General features: G+C 62.0%; 18 protein-coding genes. 13 read left to right on the forward strand and 5 right to left on the reverse strand.

What is annotated here, in order from left to right; genetic code table 11:
- Positions 1–19 precede the first annotated feature (19 nt).
- The 7 genes from ppsR (at position 20) to GC125_RS04295 (ending at position 6,790) form a co-directional block, all read left to right on the forward strand.
- Positions 20–1,444: a transcriptional regulator PpsR gene (gene ppsR, locus GC125_RS04265; protein WP_151984190.1), complete on the forward strand. Its 1,425-nt coding sequence runs from the start codon at positions 20–22 to the stop codon at positions 1,442–1,444.
- 47 nt (positions 1,445–1,491) lie between these two features.
- Entirely contained in the window at positions 1,492–2,403 is a 912-nt protein-coding gene (gene chlG, locus GC125_RS04270) for a chlorophyll synthase ChlG (RefSeq protein WP_151984191.1), read from the forward strand.
- Between the two features lie 2 nt (positions 2,404–2,405).
- Complete coding sequence (locus GC125_RS04275; RefSeq protein ID WP_151984192.1) at positions 2,406–3,773, forward strand: BCD family MFS transporter; 1,368 nt, start codon at positions 2,406–2,408, stop codon at positions 3,771–3,773.
- A 3-nt stretch (positions 3,774–3,776) separates the two neighbouring features.
- Entirely contained in the window at positions 3,777–4,976 is a 1,200-nt protein-coding gene (locus tag GC125_RS04280) for a geranylgeranyl diphosphate reductase (protein WP_151984193.1), read from the forward strand.
- A complete protein-coding gene (locus GC125_RS04285) occupies positions 4,973–5,236 on the forward strand; it encodes a hypothetical protein (RefSeq protein ID WP_151984194.1) in 264 nt (87 codons plus the stop codon). Before GC125_RS04280 ends, GC125_RS04285 begins: the two co-directional genes overlap by 4 nt.
- A 113-nt stretch (positions 5,237–5,349) precedes the next feature.
- A complete protein-coding gene (locus GC125_RS04290) occupies positions 5,350–5,811 on the forward strand; it encodes a TspO/MBR family protein (protein ID WP_151984195.1) in 462 nt (153 codons plus the stop codon).
- 118 nt (positions 5,812–5,929) lie between these two features.
- Positions 5,930–6,790, forward strand: a complete 861-nt coding sequence (locus tag GC125_RS04295; protein WP_151984196.1) for a MipA/OmpV family protein — start codon at positions 5,930–5,932, stop codon at positions 6,788–6,790.
- Positions 6,791–6,803: 13 nt separating this feature from the next.
- Here GC125_RS04295 and GC125_RS04300 read toward each other — a convergent pair whose 3' ends face one another.
- A complete protein-coding gene (locus tag GC125_RS04300; protein WP_151984197.1) occupies positions 6,804–7,277 on the reverse strand; it encodes a MarR family winged helix-turn-helix transcriptional regulator in 474 nt (157 codons plus the stop codon).
- Between the two features lie 262 nt (positions 7,278–7,539).
- Here GC125_RS04300 and ectA point away from each other — a divergent pair, with 262 nt between their 5' ends.
- The 6 genes from ectA to GC125_RS04330 all read left to right on the forward strand — a co-directional run bounded on the left by ectA (position 7,540) and on the right by GC125_RS04330 (position 14,690).
- Positions 7,540–8,094 carry a diaminobutyrate acetyltransferase gene (gene ectA / locus GC125_RS04305; RefSeq protein WP_151984198.1) on the forward strand — a complete coding sequence of 185 codons (555 nt, stop codon included), beginning with the start codon at positions 7,540–7,542 and terminating at the stop codon, positions 8,092–8,094.
- A 57-nt stretch (positions 8,095–8,151) separates the two neighbouring features.
- Positions 8,152–9,441 carry a diaminobutyrate--2-oxoglutarate transaminase gene (gene ectB, locus GC125_RS04310; RefSeq protein ID WP_151984199.1) on the forward strand — a complete coding sequence of 430 codons (1,290 nt, stop codon included), beginning with the start codon at positions 8,152–8,154 and terminating at the stop codon, positions 9,439–9,441.
- Between the two features lie 48 nt (positions 9,442–9,489).
- Positions 9,490–9,897: an ectoine synthase gene (locus tag GC125_RS04315; protein ID WP_151984200.1), complete on the forward strand. Its 408-nt coding sequence runs from the start codon at positions 9,490–9,492 to the stop codon at positions 9,895–9,897.
- A gap of 64 nt (positions 9,898–9,961) precedes the next feature.
- Positions 9,962–11,422: an aspartate kinase gene (locus GC125_RS04320; protein WP_199864438.1), complete on the forward strand. Its 1,461-nt coding sequence runs from the start codon at positions 9,962–9,964 to the stop codon at positions 11,420–11,422.
- A gap of 155 nt (positions 11,423–11,577) precedes the next feature.
- Entirely contained in the window at positions 11,578–12,699 is a 1,122-nt protein-coding gene (locus GC125_RS04325) for an efflux RND transporter periplasmic adaptor subunit (RefSeq protein ID WP_151984201.1), read from the forward strand.
- Complete coding sequence (locus GC125_RS04330) at positions 12,666–14,690, forward strand: MacB family efflux pump subunit (protein WP_286165363.1); 2,025 nt, start codon at positions 12,666–12,668, stop codon at positions 14,688–14,690. The genes GC125_RS04325 and GC125_RS04330 overlap by 34 nt, the downstream gene beginning before the upstream one ends.
- A 111-nt stretch (positions 14,691–14,801) precedes the next feature.
- Here the strand turns inward: GC125_RS04330 and GC125_RS04335 are convergent, their stop codons facing one another.
- From GC125_RS04335 to GC125_RS04350, 4 genes are all read right to left on the reverse strand, one after another.
- A complete protein-coding gene (locus GC125_RS04335; RefSeq protein WP_151984202.1) occupies positions 14,802–15,425 on the reverse strand; it encodes a nucleoside triphosphate hydrolase in 624 nt (207 codons plus the stop codon).
- Positions 15,422–16,222 (reverse strand): ATP-binding cassette domain-containing protein, encoded by an 801-nt coding sequence (locus tag GC125_RS04340; RefSeq protein ID WP_151984203.1) that lies wholly within the window; start codon positions 16,220–16,222, stop codon positions 15,422–15,424. The genes GC125_RS04335 and GC125_RS04340 overlap by 4 nt, the downstream gene beginning before the upstream one ends.
- Positions 16,219–17,310 carry an ABC transporter permease gene (locus GC125_RS04345; RefSeq protein WP_151984204.1) on the reverse strand — a complete coding sequence of 364 codons (1,092 nt, stop codon included), beginning with the start codon at positions 17,308–17,310 and terminating at the stop codon, positions 16,219–16,221. The genes GC125_RS04340 and GC125_RS04345 overlap by 4 nt, the downstream gene beginning before the upstream one ends.
- A gap of 159 nt (positions 17,311–17,469) precedes the next feature.
- Positions 17,470–18,444 (reverse strand): sugar ABC transporter substrate-binding protein, encoded by a 975-nt coding sequence (locus GC125_RS04350; protein ID WP_286165598.1) that lies wholly within the window; start codon positions 18,442–18,444, stop codon positions 17,470–17,472.
- Between the last annotated feature and the right edge of the window lie 70 nt (positions 18,445–18,514).

Below are 18,514 nucleotides of genomic sequence, written 5' to 3' on the forward strand. Positions count from 1 at the left end.
AAGGAATTGGACGGCCTTGATGGACCATCAACCTGCCGACGAGTTCAGTCGCTCCTTTGCGAGCCAGCAATCTTTGCTGGGTGATCTCGGCCCGGCTGCCATCGTGGCCATCGCCCAGACCGCATCCGACATCACGCTCGTCTTGAACGCCGACGGAACCGTCATCGACGTCGCCTACCGCGACCGCGACCTGTCGAAATATCGCCCGGAGTCGTGGGTCGGTCGACTTTTTGCGGAGACCGTGACGGTCGAGAGCCTTGAGAAGGTCGAGGCGCTGCTTGCCGATGCGGCGCACAGTCCGCGCACGCGGGCGCGGCAGGTCAATCACCCGGCTTCCGGTTTTCCCGATCTGCCGGTGTCCTATGCGCTTTTGAGCTTTCCGGATCAGAAGATCCATCTCGCCCTCGGCTCCGACCTGCGCGGTGTGGCCCAGATGCAGCAGCGGCTGGTGGCGGCGCAGATCGAGATGGAGCGGGACTATCGCCGGCTGCGCGATGCGGAAGCACGGTATCGGGTGCTGTTTCAGGCCGAAGATGAAGGACTGGTTGCGCTCGACGGCACGAGCCTGCGCATCATCGATGCCAATGAGGCTGCCGGCCGCCTTTTCGGGCGTCCGGTTGCAAAGCTCATCGGCATGTCCTCCGTCCAGCTTTTTGCTGCCAGCGAGCCTGCGGAACTGGCGGCGACGCTGGCCGACGTGCGCGCGCGTGGCGTCGCAGAACAGATCGTTGTCAACGCCGCCGACGGTATCGGCGCTCTCAGTCTCTCGATTATCCCATTCCGTCTTGCCGGGGCGGTGGAGCTTCTGATCCGTATCAAGCCGAGCGGAAGCCCGATGTCGGGGGAAGCCCATGGCAGGGATTTCTTCAGCGGTTTGCCCGATGGCCATGTGGTTACCGATCGGCAGGGCGTGGTGCTGGAGGCGAACCCGGCTTTTCTCGATCTCATCCGTGTCCTCAGCCCGGAGCGGGTCGTCGGCAAGTCGCTCGACAACTGGCTCGGGGCGACCGGCGTGGACGTACAGATCATCCTATCCAATCTGCGCGAGCACCGTGTCGTCAGCCGGTTCCAGACGATTTTGCGCGATGGCTTCGGCGGCCGACATGATGTCGAATTGTCGGCGGGGCAGATCGACGAGGGTGGCGGCACGTTCGGGTTCTCGATCCGAGAAGTTGCCGCTGTCGCCGCAGATGCCGTGCGCACCGCCGGCGAGGGCGGGCTCCCTTATCAGGTGGAGCAATTCGCGGATCTGGTTGGGCGCGTCCCGCTCAAGGATCTCGTTCGGGACACGTCCGACATTATTGAGAAGATGTGCATCGAATCCGCGCTTCGCCTGACGGGCAACAATCGCGCATCGGCGGCCGAGATGCTCGGGTTGAGCCGGCAGAGCCTCTATATCAAACTGCGCCGCTACAATCTGGCCGACTTTACCGGCGAGGATTGATGTCAATTTGAATTGACAGTCTTTAGCGTCAGTCGTAGCTTTCCGCTATGGCCCAGTCTGCGACCGCGCATCCACGCCCTGCCTATCCCTCGCTCTCGGCGACGATTGCGCTGTTGAAGCCCATCACGTGGTTTGCGCCGATGTGGGCGTTCGGCTGCGGCGTCGTAGCCTCCGGCGTGCCGCTTCAGGAGCGCTGGGTCGCCATCCTGCTCGGTATTCTTCTCGCCGGTCCGCTTGTTTGCGGGGCGAGCCAGGCGGCCAATGACTGGTACGACCGCTTCGTCGATGCGATCAACGAGCCGCACAGGGTGGTGCCTTCCGGCCGCATGCCGGGACGCTGGGCATTTCATATCGCAGCCATCGCAAGCGTCATCTCGCTGTGGATAGGGTATCTCCTTGGCCCCTGGGTGCTGGGCGCAACGGTGGTCGGGCTCATTCTCGCCTGGATCTATAGTGCGCCACCGCTTCGGCTTAAGCGCAATGGCTGGCTTGGTGCCGCCGCCGTCGGGCTCTGCTACGAAGGCTTGCCCTGGTTTACGGCCGCGGCTGCGGCGCTTGGCGGCTATCCGGGCCACAAGACGCTGATCATCGCGCTGCTCTACAGCATCGGCGCGCACGGGATCATGACGCTCAACGATTTCAAGGCTGTCGAGGGCGATCGGCGGATGGGCCTTGCTTCCTTGCCGGTGACGCTTGGAACCGATCGGGCCTGCCAGGTCGCCTGCTTCTTCATGGCCGCCGCGCAATTCGCCGTGGTCGCCTTGCTCATTGTTTGGGGCGCACCGATGCACGCTGCGATCGTCGCGGCCCTGATCGTCGTGCAGCTTGGTCTCATGCGCCGGCTTCTCGCTGATCCAGAAGGACGTGCCGCCTGGTACAACGCGACCGGCACGACGCTCTATGTTCTCGGCATGCTCGCTGCTGCTTTTGCACTTCGCGGCTTTCCGGGCGGGCTATGACGATGAGCGACGCGAAACCCGCAAACGCACTCGCTTGGATCGACATCGTTCGGCTCGGCCTCGTCCAAGCCTCGCTCGGCGCCGTTGCGGTGCTGTCGACGTCCACGCTGAACCGGGTGATGGTCGTTGAACTGGCGCTGGCGGCTATGGTGCCGGGCATCCTGGTGACACTTCATTATGGCGTTCAGATAACGCGGCCGTTGTGGGGCCATGGCTCCGATGCCGGCGGTCGCCGCACGCCGTGGATCCTCGGAGGAATCGCGCTCGCGGGCCTCGGAAGCGTGGGGGCTGCCGCTGCAAGCGCGTTGATGGCGACGAACTTCGCGCTGGGCATGGCGCTCGCTGTGGTCGATTTCATCCTGATCGGGATCGGCATCGGTGCTGCCGGCACATCGCTGCTGGCACTTCTTGCCACCAACACCGCCGCGCCCCGCCGCGCAGGAGCCGCCACGCTCGTCTGGTTGATGATGATTGCCGGCATGGCGCTCACGTCCATTGCAGCGGGCGCCTGGCTCGATCCTTTCACGCCAAGCAGGCTCGTCCTCGTCACGGCGATCGTCAGTATTGCTGCGCTGGCGCTGGCTGGACTGTCGCTTGCCGGTATCGAAAGCAGACTGCGCCGCAATCCGCAGCTTGCGCCCGAACAGGCGGCCGTGAAGGTGTCGTTCCGCGAAAGCCTTGTTGACGCCTGGGCTGACGGGCAGGCGCGTCGCTTCACCATCTTCGTCTTTCTGTCGATGCTTGCCTTCAGTGCGCAGGATCTCATCCTGGAGCCCTACGCCGGCCTCGTCTTCGCGATGACGCCCGGAGAAACGACGACGCTTTCCGGTATCCAGAGCGGTGGTGTCTTCATGGGCATGCTTCTGGTGGGCCTTCTTGGCAGCAGCCTCGGCCGCACGCGCCCGGGCGTTCTGAAAATCTTCACGGTCACCGGCTGCATCGCTTCGGCGGTGGCGCTGGCGCTGCTCGGGGCGTCCTCGCAGAGCCCCGGGGCATGGCCGTTGACCGCCAATGTGTTCGCGCTCGGTTTTTCCAATGGCGTGTTCGCCGTTGCCGCGATCGGCTCCATGATGGCGCTTGCCGGTGCTGCCAACAGGCATGGAGAACGGCCGCGCGAGGGCATGCGCATGGGCCTTTGGGGCGCAGCGCAGGCAATCGCTTTCGGCCTGGGTGGATTTGCGGGCACGATCGTCGTCGACATCGCCCGGTCCGTGCTCGCCGTCGAAGAGGCCTATGCGCTGGTGTTCATGATCGAAGCCGGTCTCTTCCTGATTGCAGCCGCCGTCGCTTTTGCGATCGTCATGCCGTCCTCGGCCAGACCGCGCGTGACGACCAATCCTTCTCCAGATGTCCTGCAACCCGCGGAGTAAGCCATGAGCCCTGCCGAATACGACGTTGCGATCATCGGTGGAGGCCCGGCGGGAGCGACGACCGCACATGAGCTGGTCAAGTCCGGCGCCAGCGTTCTGCTGCTCGATCGGGAAGGGCGGCCAAAGCCTTGCGGCGGAGCGGTTCCGCCCCGGCTGATCGAGGATTTCGCCATTCCTCCGGAACAGATCGTGGCGCGTGTCGGCTCGGCGCGTATCATTTCGCCCAAGTCGCAGGCGGTCGAGATGACGATCGACGGACATCGCCGCCGTGCTGGAACATCCTATGTCGGCATGGTCGACCGTGAGCATTTCGATCGCTGGCTGAGACGGCGGGCGCAAGCTGTCGGCGCCCATGTCGAGCAAGGCACGTTCGATCGCGTCGAAGAACGGACCGGCGGCGGCTTCGCGCTCAATTACCGCGATGCGCACGGTGCGCGCGTTTCGTGTCGGTCGCGGCTGGTCATCGGTGCGGATGGAGCGAATTCGGCAGTGCGGCGGCAGATGTTTCCGTCGTCGGCGCGGCCGCCTTACGTCTTCGCCTATCATGAAATCGTCCGTTCACCCGACAGCCTGGAGTTCGACCAGTCGCGATGCGATGTCGTCTATGATGGGGCCATCTCGCCGGATTTTTACGGCTGGGTCTTTCCGCATGGGGCAGTAACGAGCGTCGGCGTCGGCAGCGCCAAGAAAGGGTTCGATCTGAAAGCCGCCACCGGCGAGTTGCGGCGTCGATCCGGGCTCGGCGATGCGGAAATCATCAGGCGTGAAGGTGCGCCGCTGCCGCTCTATCCCTTGAAGCGCTTCGACAACGGCCGCGGCGTTCTCTTGATCGGCGATGCCGCCGGCGTCGTGGCGCCGTCATCGGGCGAGGGCATCTACTACGCCATGTGCAGCGGCGAACTGGCGGGCCATGCGGCGCTGGAAGCACTGCGGACCAACGACGTGCGTGCATTGAAAAGCGTGCGCAGCGAATTCGGGCGCATGCATGGGCGCACCTTCTTCATCCTGCGGATGATGCAGTATTTCTGGTACTCGAGCGATGGCCGCCGCGAGCGGTTCGTTTCCATGTGTCGCGATCCAGACGTCCAGAAGCTCACCTGGGAATCCTACCTCGACAAGCAGATCGTGCGGCGCGAGCCGATGGCGCATCTGCGCGTCTTCCTCAAGGACATGTCGCATCTGATGGGCATCGCCAAGGCATGATGGCCTGGCTTCTGGACGGCGGCGGCGTCGCGCTCCTCGCCCTGGCCATCCTCCTTGCCGAAATGGTGCTGCTCGTCCGCCCTGCCTTTCGCGCAGGCCGCAAGGCAGGGATAGGATACGTTGCGACATCACTATCCGGCATCTTTCTGATTCTTGCCGTCTACCGCGTTGCGGTCGCGGGGCTGGATGCCGTGGTCCTCATGCTTCTCACTCTCGCATTCGTCAGTCATCTGACCGATCTTTGGGCCAGATTTCGCTAGCCGATGGGTTATAGTGGCTGCAGTCCGATCGACATCTGTAGATGCAATCGGAACCTCAGACCTCGCGCGCCATTCGGTGCAAGAACCGCCTTTTTCCGGAGCCAGTCAGGTCCATGGCACTCGCAGTCTTCGTAGTTCTCGTTCTCGTCGCCGCTTCAACCGGTGCCATTTTCAAGCCCGGCGCCTGGTACGAGCGGCTGGACAAGCCCTCCTGGACGCCGCCGAACATCGCGTTTCCGATCGTCTGGTCGATCCTCTACGTCATGATCGCGATGGCGGGCTGGCTGGTCTGGCGGGAGGTCGGCTGGTCTTTGCCGATCGTCCTGTGGGGCGCGCAACTCTTCGTGAACGCGGCCTGGTCTTGGTTGTTCTTCGGGCGGCGGCGCATGGACTTGGCGCTGATCGATGTCGGCGCCCTGTGGCTGGTGATCGCCGGCTTTATCCTGACGGCCTGGCCGATCTCGACGACGGCTTCTCTGCTTTTCTTGCCCTATCTCGTCTGGGTCAGCATTGCGGCGGCGCTCAACCGATCGGTGCTGAACCGCAACCCTCACGCACAATCGCATCCAGCATGAACGGCGAAACCAATTTTCGGCGTTGACCGTATCGGACTGGCTGACTAGCAAGAGACGAGGGAAAGCGCTGTCTCGGCGGCGTTGGGGCTTCCTGCCCATTCAGAGGAACGACCATTTCATGACAATGAAACTCGCTGTTGCGCTTGCCGCCGCTTGTGCCGGCCTTTCGACATCGATCGCTTTCGCGGCCGATGCGACCATGGGCGCCGCCCCGATGGGACAGGATCCCGTTGTCCAGGAAAGTGGCGGCCTGCCGTTCGGCATCGTTGCCGGTGGCTATGCATTCGTGTCGCCGGTTTACGAAGGCTCGGATGAATACCGCGTCGTCGCGTTCCCCGTGATCTACCCGCGCTTTTATGGCGACGGCCCGGGCCTTGGCGATCGCTTCACCCTGCGCGGTCTCGACGATGTGCGCTTCGCGGTCATCCAGCATCAGGGCTTCGAGTTCGGCCCGCTCGCCGGTTACACGTTTGGCCGCGACCAGGACGACGCCGATCTGATCAATGGCATCGGCGATGTCGACGGTGGTCTGATCGTCGGCGGCTATGCCGGCTACAAGTTCGAACCGTTCTTCATCGATGCGGCATTCGCCACGCAGGTGACCGGTGAGGACGACGCTGGCTATCAGGTTAAGGTCGCCGCCGGGGTCGATCACACGATCACCGACCGGCTGGACATGACGGCGACACTCTCTACGGCTTACGCGTCCGACGACTACATGGACACGTATTTCTCGGTCACCCCGGCCCAGGCGGCCGCATCCGTGGCAAATCTCGCCCCCTACGATGCCGATGGTGGCTTCAAGAACGTCGCCGTCGATCTCGCTTTCGACTATCGCCTGACAGAGCGCGCGACGTTCACGGGCAGCGTCGGCTATTCGCGCCTTATCGGCGATGCGGCCGATAGCTCGATCACGGCTTCGGAAAACCAGTTCCGCGGCGGCGTCGGCCTCACCTATACGTTCGGCCGCATTCAATAAGTCGCGTCAATTTTCAGCGATCGATCGCCGACCCGTCCAAAAGCGGGGAGGCATCGATCGCATGCGCGTTCAGCATCGTCGCGACGCGCTCGAGCGATGAGACGATCATCGCCTGCTCCCAGCTCTCCAGCGCCTCGAAACGCGTGGAAAACAATTCCTGAAGTGCATCGGGCGCTGTCTCCATCGTTTGCCGACCCTCGGGCGTCAGGCTGATCCAGATTTGCCGCCGGTCTGTTTCACCCCGGATGCGTCGCGCAAAGCCGCGGTGTTCCAGTTTGTCGATCAGCGACGTCACGGTCGCCTGGCTGATCCGCGCGCGTGACGCGATCTCCTTCGGCGTCGTTTCGCCTGCTTCCGCAATGATCTGCATCAGAACGCGCTGTGCGGCCGTCAGTCCCGTGCTGCGCGACAGCGCTCGCGCATGCTGATCCGTCGCCTTGAGAATGCGCCGCAGCGCCACGAGGCTTGCGTGCGTTCGCTCCTGCATTTCCTTAGCCTTTCAAAGGGGTGTTTCAGCACCACTTGTCTTTAGAGTGCGCCATGCATTTCGTCTATCAAATGAATTTTGGATCGGTTTTCGTAGAATGCCATTCGCCAAGTGCGGCATTCGCCCCCAAAAAAAGATCATTATTCCTTGGAACCCCGCCTCTCATGTAAAAAATGCCTGAAATGCGGCGTGATCGTTGAATCGTTTCGTAGGTGCTGTATATTTCGGCAATCGAATTAATAAGACCAAGGCGGACGGGACAATGACACATCACACGATCGAACTTTCGGGGCACCGCAAGCGGCCGGTCGACGGCGTCAGCTTTCGCAAGCCGAAAAAAAGCGATGGCGCCGATGTTTGGCGACTGATTGCCGGTACAGGCAAGCTCGATGAGAATTCCATGTACTGCAATCTTCTGCAGTGCGACCACTTCGCCGACACCTGCATCATTGCGGAACTGAACGGAGAAATCGTCGGCTGGATTTCAGGTTACATCCAACCCGACGCGTCGAGCACATTTTTCGTCTGGCAGGTTGCGGTATCGGAGAAGGCCCGGGGGCGGGGTATTGCCAAGCGCATGCTGACCGAACTGATGCGCCGCAAGGAATGCGCCGACGTCGAGCGCGTACAGACGACGATCACCAAGGACAATGAGGCGAGCTGGGCACTTTTCCGCTCGTTCGCCAGGCAGTCCGGCGCCGAACTTCAGGATCGGCCCTATTTCCGCGAAGAAGAGCATTTCGACGGCGAGCACGACACCGAGCACATGGTGACGATCACCTTCGAAGACAGCGTACGCATCGCTTTCGCTGCCTGATCAGCTCTTCACTTCACCCTTCGAAACTTTCACCAATCCAGACACTGGAGTGGCACCATGACGACTATGACCATGACCGACAAAACCATCTATGAACGTCGCGAATCCGAAGCGCGCAGCTATTGCCGCAGCTTCCCGAACGTCTTTTCATCGGCCCGTAATGCCGTGCTTCGTGATGAAAGCGGCCGCGATTACATCGACTTTCTCGCCGGCTGTTCCTCGCTGAATTACGGCCACAACGATCCGGACATGAAGGCGGCGCTGGTCGACTACATCACCAGTGATGGCGTCACGCACGGCCTGGACATGCACACGTCGGCGAAAACCGCCTTCCTCAAGGCGTTCGAAGAGATCGTTCTTGAACCGCGCGGCCTAGACTACAAGGTGCAGTTCACGGGTCCGACGGGTGCCAACGCCGTGGAATCGGCGATGAAGCTCGCTCGCAAGGTGACTGGCCGCACAAACATCATCTCGTTCACCAACGGCTTCCACGGCGTGACCATGGGTGCGCTTGCTGCCACTGGAAATGGGTACCATCGCGGTGGCGCATCGGCGCCATTGTCCAACGTGCAGCGCGTGCCGTTCGATGCCTATCATGGTGACGAAATCGACACGGCGCAGATGCTGGAGAAGATGCTTGACGATCCGTCCAGCGGAATCGACACGCCTGCAGCGATCATGCTCGAGACCGTTCAGGGCGAAGGTGGTCTCAACGCCGCGTCGGCCGCGTGGGTCAAGCGCATCGAGGAGATCGCACGTGCCCATGGCGCGCTGCTGATCATCGACGACATCCAGGCCGGCTGTGGCCGGACAGGCACGTTCTTCTCGTTCGAGGACATGGGTGTTTCGCCTGACATCGTCACGATGGCGAAGTCGTTTTCCGGCTTCGGGCTGCCCTTCGCGGCTGTGCTGATCAAGCCGGAGCACGACATCTGGGGCCCGGCTGAGCACAACGGCACGTTCCGCGGCAACAACCATGCTTTCGTCACGGCACGGATCGCGCTGGAGAAATTCTGGAAGGACGGTGCTTTCCAGCAGGAAGTCCAAGCAAAGGGCGACTATCTGAAGCAGCGCCTGGAAGCCATCGCCGACATGGTGCCGGGTGCCCGTCTCAAGGGGCGCGGCATGATGCGTGGCGTCGATGTGGGAACGGGCGAAGTTGCCGGAGAGATCTGCAAGCGCTGTTTCCAGCAGGGTCTCATCATCGAAACGTCGGGCGCGCATGACGAGGTCGTCAAGATCCTCGCGCCACTGACGATCGAACAGGACCTGCTGGCAAAGGGTCTCGACATCTTGGAAGCTGCGGTTGCCGAAAAGTTTTCGGCGCACAAGATGGCGGCTGAATAGCCGCCGTCTCGCCGTACCTGCCGAGAACAAGACAAGAAGGATCAACGCATGATCGTCAGAGATTTGCATACGGAAAAGACCACCGAACGACGGGTGGATTCAGAAGGCTGGAACTCGGTGCGCCTGCTGCTTGCCGGCGACAACATGGGCTTCAGCTTTCACATCACCACGATCTATGCAGGCGGCGAACTGCAGTTTCATTACAAGAACCATTTCGAGAGCGTCTACTGCATCTCGGGTGAAGGCTCGATCGAGGATCTGGCGACCGGCGAAGTGCACGAAATCCGCCCCGGCGTGATGTACGCACTGAGCGATCACGACCGGCACATCCTGCGCGGCAAGACCGAGATGACCATGGCCTGTGTGTTCAATCCGCCGGTCACGGGTAATGAAGTCCACCGGGCGGATGGCTCCTACGCGAATGCCGACGAGCATCAGCAGTCAGCCGCAGGCTGATCCGCGTCGCACCGAAATCTGGACACCGGACAAGATGCCGCTTCTCAGCGGGATGGAGAGTGGAATGAGTATCACCGACAACATGAACGAGACGCGCGGCGTCCACACGGTCGAGAAGATCGGCGGCACTTCGATCAGCCGATCGCGCGAACTCATCGACAGCATCTGGGTCGGCGACCGCGAGGGCGTCGATATCTACAATCGGGTTTTTGTGGTTTCGGCCTATGCCGGCATGACCAACGCTCTTTTGGAGCACAAGAAAACCGACGAGCCGGGCGTCTATGCCCTGTTCTCCAATGCCGACAACGACCATGGCTGGATGGACCAGCTGAACCGCGTCGGCACAATGATGCGGGACAAGAACGCAGAAATCCTGAGCGATGCCGGCGACCGGAAAGTTGCCGACGATTTCGTGCGCGAACGCATCGAGGGTGCGCGCACCTGCTTGTTCGATCTGCAGCGTCTTTGCTCCTACGGCCATTTCCGGCTCGAGGAACACATGATGACGACGCGCGAGCTGCTGTCGGGTCTGGGCGAGGCGCACTCTGCCTTCACGACCGTGCTGCTTCTGCGTCGTCACGGCGTCAATGCGCGCTTCGTGGATCTCACCGGCTGGCGCGACGAAAGCCACCCAGATCTCAACGCTCGGATCGAAACGGCTTTTGCCGACATCGATCTTGCGCAGGAACTGCCGATCGCAACCGGTTACGCACAGTGCCGCGAAGGCCTGATGCGCGAATTCGATCGCGGTTATTCGGAAGTGACGTTTGCGCGGATCGCCGCGCTGACCAAGGCGCGCGAAGCGGTCATCCATAAGGAGTTCCACCTGTCGAGCGCCGATCCGAAGCTCGTTGGCGTCGATGCGGTCAAGAAGATCGGACGGACCAATTACGACGTCGCCGACCAGCTTTCGAACATGGGCATGGAGGCCATCCATCCCAAGGCCGCCAAGACCCTGCGCCAGGCGGGCATTCCGCTTCGGGTCGCCAATGCGTTCGAACCCCAGGATCCCGGCACTTTGATCGACGCGGAACCGGCAAGCGAGCCACGCGTCGAGATCATCACTGGCTTGCCGGTCATTTCGCTGGAACTGTTCGAGCAGGACATGGTCGGTGTGAAGGGCTACGATGCGGCGATCCTCGAGGCGCTGAAGCGTCATCGTGTTTGGATCGTTTCGAAGACCTCCAACGCCAACACGATCACGCATTATCTGGAGGGGTCTCTGAAGAGCATTCGGCGCGTCGAACACGATCTCGCGGCCCTCTATCCCTCGGCCGAGATCAAGGTTCGCAAGGTGGCGATCGTCTCTGCGATCGGACGCGAACTGCGCGGTCTGGACGTGATGCTCAATTCGCTCATTGCGCTCAAGGATGCGGGCATCGAACCGCTCGGTGCGCACGAAACCGGCCGCGGTGTGGATGTACAGATCGTCGTTGCGCAGGAATCGATGGACGTGGCGGTGAAGAGCCTGCACCGCACTCTCGTCGAAACCGAAACCGACGTGGAGCTTCGAGCTGCAGCTTGATGCATGAATTCTGAACGAAGTACGCCAAGCCCGGTTCAAGATTGGTTCAACCGGGTTTGCTTATAAAGCGCCACTGCCGGCCTTCGATGGGTCGGCCGTGGCGTTTTCTATTTCCCTGAAGGCGCCTCCTTGAGACGTAGAAACAGGGTTGAACCATGGCAAGTTCCGCGAGCCGCATCCTGGCCGGCGCCACGCTCCTCTCCCTTGTCGGAGCAGCTGCCGCCTATTCATCAGGCCATTTCACCCAGCCAGCCGAAACCGAGCAAAATGGCGGGCTTCTCGAAGTTGCCGCGGGCGATCTCGTTCGTACGGTTGCCGCATCGGGCAAGCTGACACCGGCTCGCGAGGTCGACGTCGGTGCGCAAGTGTCGGGCCAACTGCATCGCATCCACGTCGAGGAAGGCGATCTCGTTGAAGCAGGTCAACTTCTCGCAGAAATCGATCCGACGCTCGCGCAGGCCGCTCTGGTCGAAGCGGAAGCTGCAGTCGATGTTCTTCGTGCCGACCTCGATGCCAAAGCCGCGGAAGTTCGGCAGGCCAACTCAAGTCTGCAGCGTCTTCGCCATCTTGCCGATCGTGGCGTCAGTTCAGCCGCGGAGCTCGATGTTGCCGTCTCGGCCATCGCGGTTGCCGAGGCTGGCGCTAACAGCCTGCGCGCCCAGATCCGGCAGGCAGAAGCCGCACTCCAGACAGCGCGCGCGAATATCGCCTATACCCGTATCGTGTCACCAATGGCCGGGACCGTGATGACCGTTGCCGCCAAGGAAGGTCAAACGCTCAACGCCAACAATGAAGCGCCGCTACTTTTGACGATTGCCGACCTCACGCGGATGCGCGTGGAAGCGGAGGTATCCGAGGCCGATGTGTCGCAATTGGAGCCTGGCCAGACGACGCGGTTCACGGTCCTGGGGCAAGCCGATGACGCGCGCAATGGGCGGCTGGCGCAAATCCTGCCGGAGCCGCTGGTGGTGAATCAGGTCGTTTTCTACCGGGCGCTGTTCGAGGTCGACAATCCGGACGGCCGACTGATGGACCAGATGACGGCGCAGGTCTTCTTCGAGCTCGAAACCTCGCAGGGGGAGCCGCTCGTTCCTCTCGATGCTCTGGTCAACAATGGCCGTGAAGGATCATCCGACATCGTGCTTCTGCCAGGCGTCGACGGAAGCGTAGAGCAACGCCGCGTGGAGCTGGGTGCGCGTGACGACGTGCGTGCCGCTGTCGTCGACGGCCTGGAGCCGGGTGAATGGATCTTCGCCAGCGGGGCTGCTTCGCGATGAATGCCCACATGCGTCCGGTGGTCACTGATGATCGGGACAACTTGGTCGAGCCGATCATCCGGGTCCGAGGGCTCACACGTCACTACGGGATAGGCGACGCGCAGACCGCGGTGTTGAAAGGCATCGATCTCGATGTTGCAGCAGGGGAGTTCGTGGCGATCATCGGACAGTCCAGCTCGGGCAAATCGACATTGATGAACATACTGGGTTGCCTCGATCAGCCATCCGATGGGACCCTGCATATCGCCGGCCAACAGATCGACAGTCTGTCGCAAGACGATTTGGCGGCGCTTCGCCGCGATCGGTTCGGCTTCATATTTCAGCGTTATCACCTGGTCGCCGGCATGAGCGCGGTCCAGAATGTGGCGTTGCCGGCTGTCTATGCCGGCATCGCCGGGGACGTGCGGCGGCAACGCGCGGAAGAGATCCTCCAACGCCTTGGGCTCGGTGCGCGTCTCGACCATGCCCCTGATGCCTTGTCGGGCGGGCAGCAGCAGCGTGTTTCGATCGCACGGGCTCTGATGAACGAGCCGGATATCATTCTTGCCGACGAACCGACCGGCGCGCTCGACAGCGACACGGGTGACGCGGTGATGGCGCTGCTGGCGGAACTGAATGCGGAAGGCAAGACCGTCATCATCGTCACGCATGATCCGGAAATCGCGGCGCAAGCCACCCGGGTAATCCGCGTCAAGGACGGCCTGGTCGTGGACGATCGGCGCAGTGCAAGCGCTCAGCTCGGCGCCGGGCAGTCGCCCGTCGAACTCGCAAGCGAAAAGCCCGCGCGCGCAGCGCAGCCAGGCGAGATAGCCCTGATGGCGCTCTCTGCACTCCGACGCAACCGTTTGCGCACAGCGCTCACCATGCTCGGAATCGTCATCGGTGTCGCATCCGTCGTCGCGATGCTCGCCATCGGCGCGGGCGCGCGCGAGCAGGTTCTTGCCGATATTCGAAAGATGGGAACGGACCTGATCGAAGTGAAACGCGGCGCGCGGAATGTGCGCGGCGGTGGCGACGATGTTCAGACGCTGGTGGCATCCGATCTGAAATCCATCGAGCGCGTCGCCGGCGTTGCCGGCGTCATCCCCGAAAGCGATCAATCGGTGGTTCTGCGCTCGCCCGTGCGGGATCATCAGGTCACCGCGATCGGCACGAGCCACGATTTTCCTTTCGTTCGGGACTGGCCGGTGGAGAGCGGTATTTTCTTCGACGAGTCCCATGAAGGACGCTATGCCAGCGTCGTCGTCATCGGGTCCTACACGGCCTCGCTTCTCTTTCCCGATGCCGATCCCGTCGGGCAGTACGTTCTCCTCAACAACGCTCCTTTCCAGATCATCGGCGTCATCGAGGAAAAGGGTGTCGTTACCGGAGGCGGCCGTCACAACAGGGACGACCAGGTTCTGATCCCCTATACTACGGCTGGTGCCCGCATTTTCGGACAGGATTTCTTCAAAGAGATGATCGTGAAGGCAGAGCCTTCAGCGTCGCTCGACGCTGTTGAGGCGGGACTTTTCGATGCACTGCTGCATACACACGGGCGCGAGGATTTCCATTTCCAGAACATGAGCGGGGCGATCGAGCAGGCAGAGGCTGCTCAGGCATCTTTCACCGTGTTGCTTGGATCGATTGCTGCCATTTCTTTGCTGGTTGGCGGCATTGGCGTGATGAACATCATGCTGGTTTCTGTCACCGAAAGGATCGGCGAGATCGGCATTCGCATGGCCATCGGAGCGCGACGGATCGATATCACGCGCCAGTTTCTCATCGAGGCAATTGCGGTGTGCGTTGCTGGCGGGGTGACGGGTGCTGCGATCGGTGTCGCCATCAGCATCGGGCTTCCATTGCTGGACGACGGCTTTGCCGCGGTCCTGACGCCTGGTCCGGTTATGATTGCGGTGTTGTGCGCCGTAGCGACCGGTCTCCTCTTTGGAATCGCACCCGCCCGCAAGGCAGCCAGACTTGATCCGGTCGCAGCGTTGACGCGCAACTGACGAACGCTACTCGAGTCATTTCGCTTTTCTTCGGATCGCTTGATGACTTCAAGGTTTTGATGTGTCGCGTTTCCGAACTGTGAGCCTTTATCCAATTTGCCTGGAAACGCTCTAGCTGGCCGTGATGTCCGCAGGTCGGGAGAAGCGTTTTACCCAGGCGACGTTCTGCATGTCGTTGTCGAGGGCACGGCTGAGGGCTGCTTCCCGTGAAAGCCCGTGGTGAAGCCAGCGACGGACGAGACGCTCCTGGAGCGTTTCGTCATCCACGTCGAGCCAGACGGTCATGTCAAAATGGGCAGACAGATCCGACCAGGGCGTCCGGTCGACCAAGAGATAGTTGCCTTCGGTGACGACGACCCGGTGATGCGGTGCAATGATCGCGCCTCCGGAACGAGCGAGATCGAGCGTCCTGTCGAACACGGGCACGGCGATCTCGAAATCCGGCATGGTCCGAATGGTATCCAGGAGAAACGCGTATCCTCGCGCATCGAAGGTTTCCGGCGCGCCTTTGCGATGCATCAAGCCGCGCGCCTCCAAAACGGTGTTGTCGAGGTGAAACCCATCCATCGGCAGCAGCGCCGCGACCTCGCTGCGATCATTCAATGCCCTGACCAAGCGTTCGGCCAGCGTCGACTTGCCGGCGCCCGGTGGACCGGCCAAAGCCACGACGAAGCGGTGGCGGCCGGCCGCGCGGTTCGCGACCTGTTGCGCCAGATCCTCGATGCTTGGGTTCATGCTGCCAGAACATCCTCAGGCGGGGACTTTGCGCCCGTCATGAAAGCGACAGCATCGGACATGGAATGATCGCTTGGCTTGACGACGCAGAGCCGTCGGCCGAGCCGGTGAATGTGGATGCGATCGGCCACCTCGAACACATGCGGCATGTTGTGCGAGATGAGCACGATCGGGATGCCGCGCTTGCGGACATCCAGGATGAGTTCCAGCACGCGGCGGGATTCCTTCACGCCGAGCGCTGCCGTCGGTTCATCCATGATGATGACCTTCGAGCCGAATGCAGCGGCGCGTGCGACGGCGACACCCTGGCGCTGCCCGCCCGAAAGTGTTTCCACCGGCTGGGCAATGTTCTGGATCGTCATCAGGCCGAGATCGGAAAGTTTTTCACGGGCGATCCGCTCCATGGCGCTGCGGTCGAGCATCCTGAACATCGAGCCGAGCGGCCCCGGCTTTCGGATTTCGCGGCCGAGGAACATGTTGTCGGCGATCGAAAGCGCTGGGGAGAGCGCTAGCGTCTGGTAGACGGTTTCGATGCCGGCTTCGCGCGCCTCCATGGGCGAGGAAAACCGCATTGGCTTGCCATCGAGTTCCATCTCGCCGTCGTCGATGGTTACGGCGCCTGAGAGCGCCTTGATCAGCGAGGATTTGCCGGCACCGTTGTCGCCGATCACCGCAAGGATTTCGCCCGGATAAAGATCGAAGTCAGCTTTGTCGAGTGCGGTCACCCGGCCGTAGCGCTTGACGAGACCTCGTGCCTTCAGGATCGGGCGGGAAGCATTTTCCGAAACCGTGCTCATGCCGAAACCTTTCTGATCCACTGGTCGATCGCGACGGCTATGATGATGAGCCAGCCGATGGCGAAGACCTGCCAGAGCACGTCTACGCCCACGAGGCGAAGGCCGGACTGGAAGACGCCGACGATCAGCGCGCCGATCAACGGACCCATGATGGAGCCACGACCGCCAAAGAGGGAGATGCCGCCGATCACCACGGCGGTGATGGACTGCAGGTTGCCTTCGTAGAAGCTTTGCGGCGAAACCGAACCGACGCGGCCGATTGAGGCCCAGGCGCCCAACGCGCAGACCAGGCCCGCCAGCGCATAGACGGAGACGAGGATTCGGTTGGTGCGGATACCGGCGAGTTCGGCCGCTTCCCTGTCGTCGCCGACCGCATAGACATGGCGGCCCCAGGCCGTGCGGTTCAGCATGTACCAGAGCGCCGCGAAGATCAGCACCATCAGCACCGATCCGTAGGAGAACTGCGCGCCCATGACGCCGAAGTTCTGGCCGAAGAGCTTGAGGATCGGCGCCTGCGCATCGATGTCCTGGCTGCGGATCGACTGGGCGCCGGAGAGCCAGAGATTGAGCGCGAAAAAGATGTTCCAGGTGCCGAGCGTCGTGATGAAGGGCGGCAGTTTCAACCGCGTGACGAGAAGGCCGTTCATCGCGCCGGCAGCAACGCCGCCGACGAAGCCAATCAGGATCGCGATGGGCGCCGGAACGCCCATGGAGACGGCCAGGTTGCCCATGATGACCGACATCAGCACCATGATGGCGGCGACCGAAAGGTCGATGCCTGCCGTCAGGATGACCAGGCTCTGGGCCGCGGCGAGAATGCCGATGATGGAGACCTGCTGGATGATCAACGACAGGTTGAAGGCGGAAAAGAAGCGGTCACCAGCGACGAACCCGAAGGCGATGACCGAGAACAGAAGCACGATGATGGGCACCATCGTCGGATTGCCGTGCAGGAAATGCTGAAGCCGATCGATGGCCGTGCGGTTGTTCGCCTCGAACTCGGCAAGTTTCCGGTCGCTGCTCTCCAGGCTTTCCTCGAAGGATTGCCGGCTTCGCGTCGCAGCCGAGGGCTGGTCTGTCGTGGTCATGGTGAAACCTCCCATCGTTCGCGACGAAGAGCGTGAAGCGGAATGGACCGCCAATCAATCTGCGGTGCACAATGGCTCGGGGCGCAGGCCTGTTTTGATCAGGCATGCAGGCTGGTTCGGGCGGACGGCAGAGCTTGCCATCCGCCCGAAATGCACCCGTCAGCCCCAGCAGAGCTCCAGGCCTTCCTGGACGCTGATGGAGTCGACGCCGTCCACGGTCTGGTCGGTCACGAGCTGAACACCGGTGTCGTAGAAGTCGAGGCCGGGCGTCGGCGCGGGCTTTTCACCGGTTTCGGCAAATGTCGCGATCGCCTCGATACCGAGGGCAGCCATCTCCAACGGATATTGCTGCGACGTGGCGCCAATGATGCCTTCCTGGACGTTCTGGACGCCCGGGCAGCCGCCATCGACGGAGACGATGAGAACTTCGCCCTCGCGGCCGAAGGAACGTAGGGTTTCATAGGCGCCTGCCGCCGCCGGCTCGTTGATCGTGTAGACGACGTTGATTTCAGGATCGACCTGAAGAAGGTTTTCCATGGCGCGACGGCCACCTTCCTCATTGCCGGCTGTCACGTCGTTGCCGACGATGCGCTCGTCTTCCTCGTCGCCGATCATGTTCTCGTCACCAAGCTCGACGCCGAAGCCGGACAGGAAGCCTTGGTTGCGCAGGACGTCGACTGACGGCTGGCTGGGCGAAAGGTCCAGCATCGCAATCTTGGCGTTGGCGGCTTCGTCGCCAAGCTGGGCTGCGGCCCACTGGCCGATCAGTTCGCCGGCCTTGAAGTTGTCTGTCGCGAAGGTGGCGTCGGCGGCATCGATTGGCTCGAGAGGCGTGTCGAGGGCGATGACCAGCACACCGTTGTCGCGGGCTGTCTTCAGGACATCGACGATCGCCTTCGTGTCGGAGGCGGTGATCAAGATGCCCTTGGCGCCCGAGGCGATGCAGGATTCGACCGCCTGGACCTGGGTTTCATGGTCGCCATCGACGCGGCCTGCGTAAGTGGAAAGTTCGACGCCGAGCTCTTCCGCTTTCGCGGTGGCGCCTTCCTTCATCTTGACGAAGAACGGGTTGATGTCGGTCTTGGTGATGAGGCAAGCGCTCACCGTATCCTGAGCTTTGGCAGGTGCGGCCATGATGAGGCCGGCGGTGACGGCGGCAAGGGCAGTCGACGCGAGAATGGCGTAGCGTGTCATGATGATCCTC

This window comes from Rhizobium sp. EC-SD404, assembly GCF_902498825.1.
GTDB lineage: Bacteria > Pseudomonadota > Alphaproteobacteria > Rhizobiales > Rhizobiaceae > Georhizobium.

Coding starts and splice junctions, on each gene's coding strand:
- GC125_RS04325 (WP_151984201.1), top strand. CDS start 11,578: ATGGCAAGTTCCGCGAGCCGCATCCTGGCCGGCGCCACGCTCCTCTCC.
- GC125_RS04330 (WP_286165363.1), top strand. CDS start 12,666: ATGGATCTTCGCCAGCGGGGCTGCTTCGCGATGAATGCCCACATGCGT.
- GC125_RS04315 (WP_151984200.1), top strand. CDS start 9,490: ATGATCGTCAGAGATTTGCATACGGAAAAGACCACCGAACGACGGGTG.
- ectB (WP_151984199.1), top strand. CDS start 8,152: ATGACGACTATGACCATGACCGACAAAACCATCTATGAACGTCGCGAA.
- GC125_RS04275 (WP_151984192.1), top strand. CDS start 2,406: ATGAGCGACGCGAAACCCGCAAACGCACTCGCTTGGATCGACATCGTT.
- ppsR (WP_151984190.1), top strand. CDS start 20: ATGGACCATCAACCTGCCGACGAGTTCAGTCGCTCCTTTGCGAGCCAG.
- GC125_RS04335 (WP_151984202.1), bottom strand. CDS start 15,425: ATGAACCCAAGCATCGAGGATCTGGCGCAACAGGTCGCGAACCGCGCG.
- ectA (WP_151984198.1), top strand. CDS start 7,540: ATGACACATCACACGATCGAACTTTCGGGGCACCGCAAGCGGCCGGTC.
- GC125_RS04340 (WP_151984203.1), bottom strand. CDS start 16,222: ATGAGCACGGTTTCGGAAAATGCTTCCCGCCCGATCCTGAAGGCACGA.
- GC125_RS04300 (WP_151984197.1), bottom strand. CDS start 7,277: ATGCAGGAGCGAACGCACGCAAGCCTCGTGGCGCTGCGGCGCATTCTC.
- GC125_RS04345 (WP_151984204.1), bottom strand. CDS start 17,310: ATGACCACGACAGACCAGCCCTCGGCTGCGACGCGAAGCCGGCAATCC.
- GC125_RS04320 (WP_199864438.1), top strand. CDS start 9,962: ATGAGTATCACCGACAACATGAACGAGACGCGCGGCGTCCACACGGTC.
- GC125_RS04350 (WP_286165598.1), bottom strand. CDS start 18,444: ATGGCCGCACCTGCCAAAGCTCAGGATACGGTGAGCGCTTGCCTCATC.
- GC125_RS04290 (WP_151984195.1), top strand. CDS start 5,350: ATGGCACTCGCAGTCTTCGTAGTTCTCGTTCTCGTCGCCGCTTCAACC.
- GC125_RS04280 (WP_151984193.1), top strand. CDS start 3,777: ATGAGCCCTGCCGAATACGACGTTGCGATCATCGGTGGAGGCCCGGCG.
- GC125_RS04285 (WP_151984194.1), top strand. CDS start 4,973: ATGATGGCCTGGCTTCTGGACGGCGGCGGCGTCGCGCTCCTCGCCCTG.
- chlG (WP_151984191.1), top strand. CDS start 1,492: ATGGCCCAGTCTGCGACCGCGCATCCACGCCCTGCCTATCCCTCGCTC.
- GC125_RS04295 (WP_151984196.1), top strand. CDS start 5,930: ATGACAATGAAACTCGCTGTTGCGCTTGCCGCCGCTTGTGCCGGCCTT.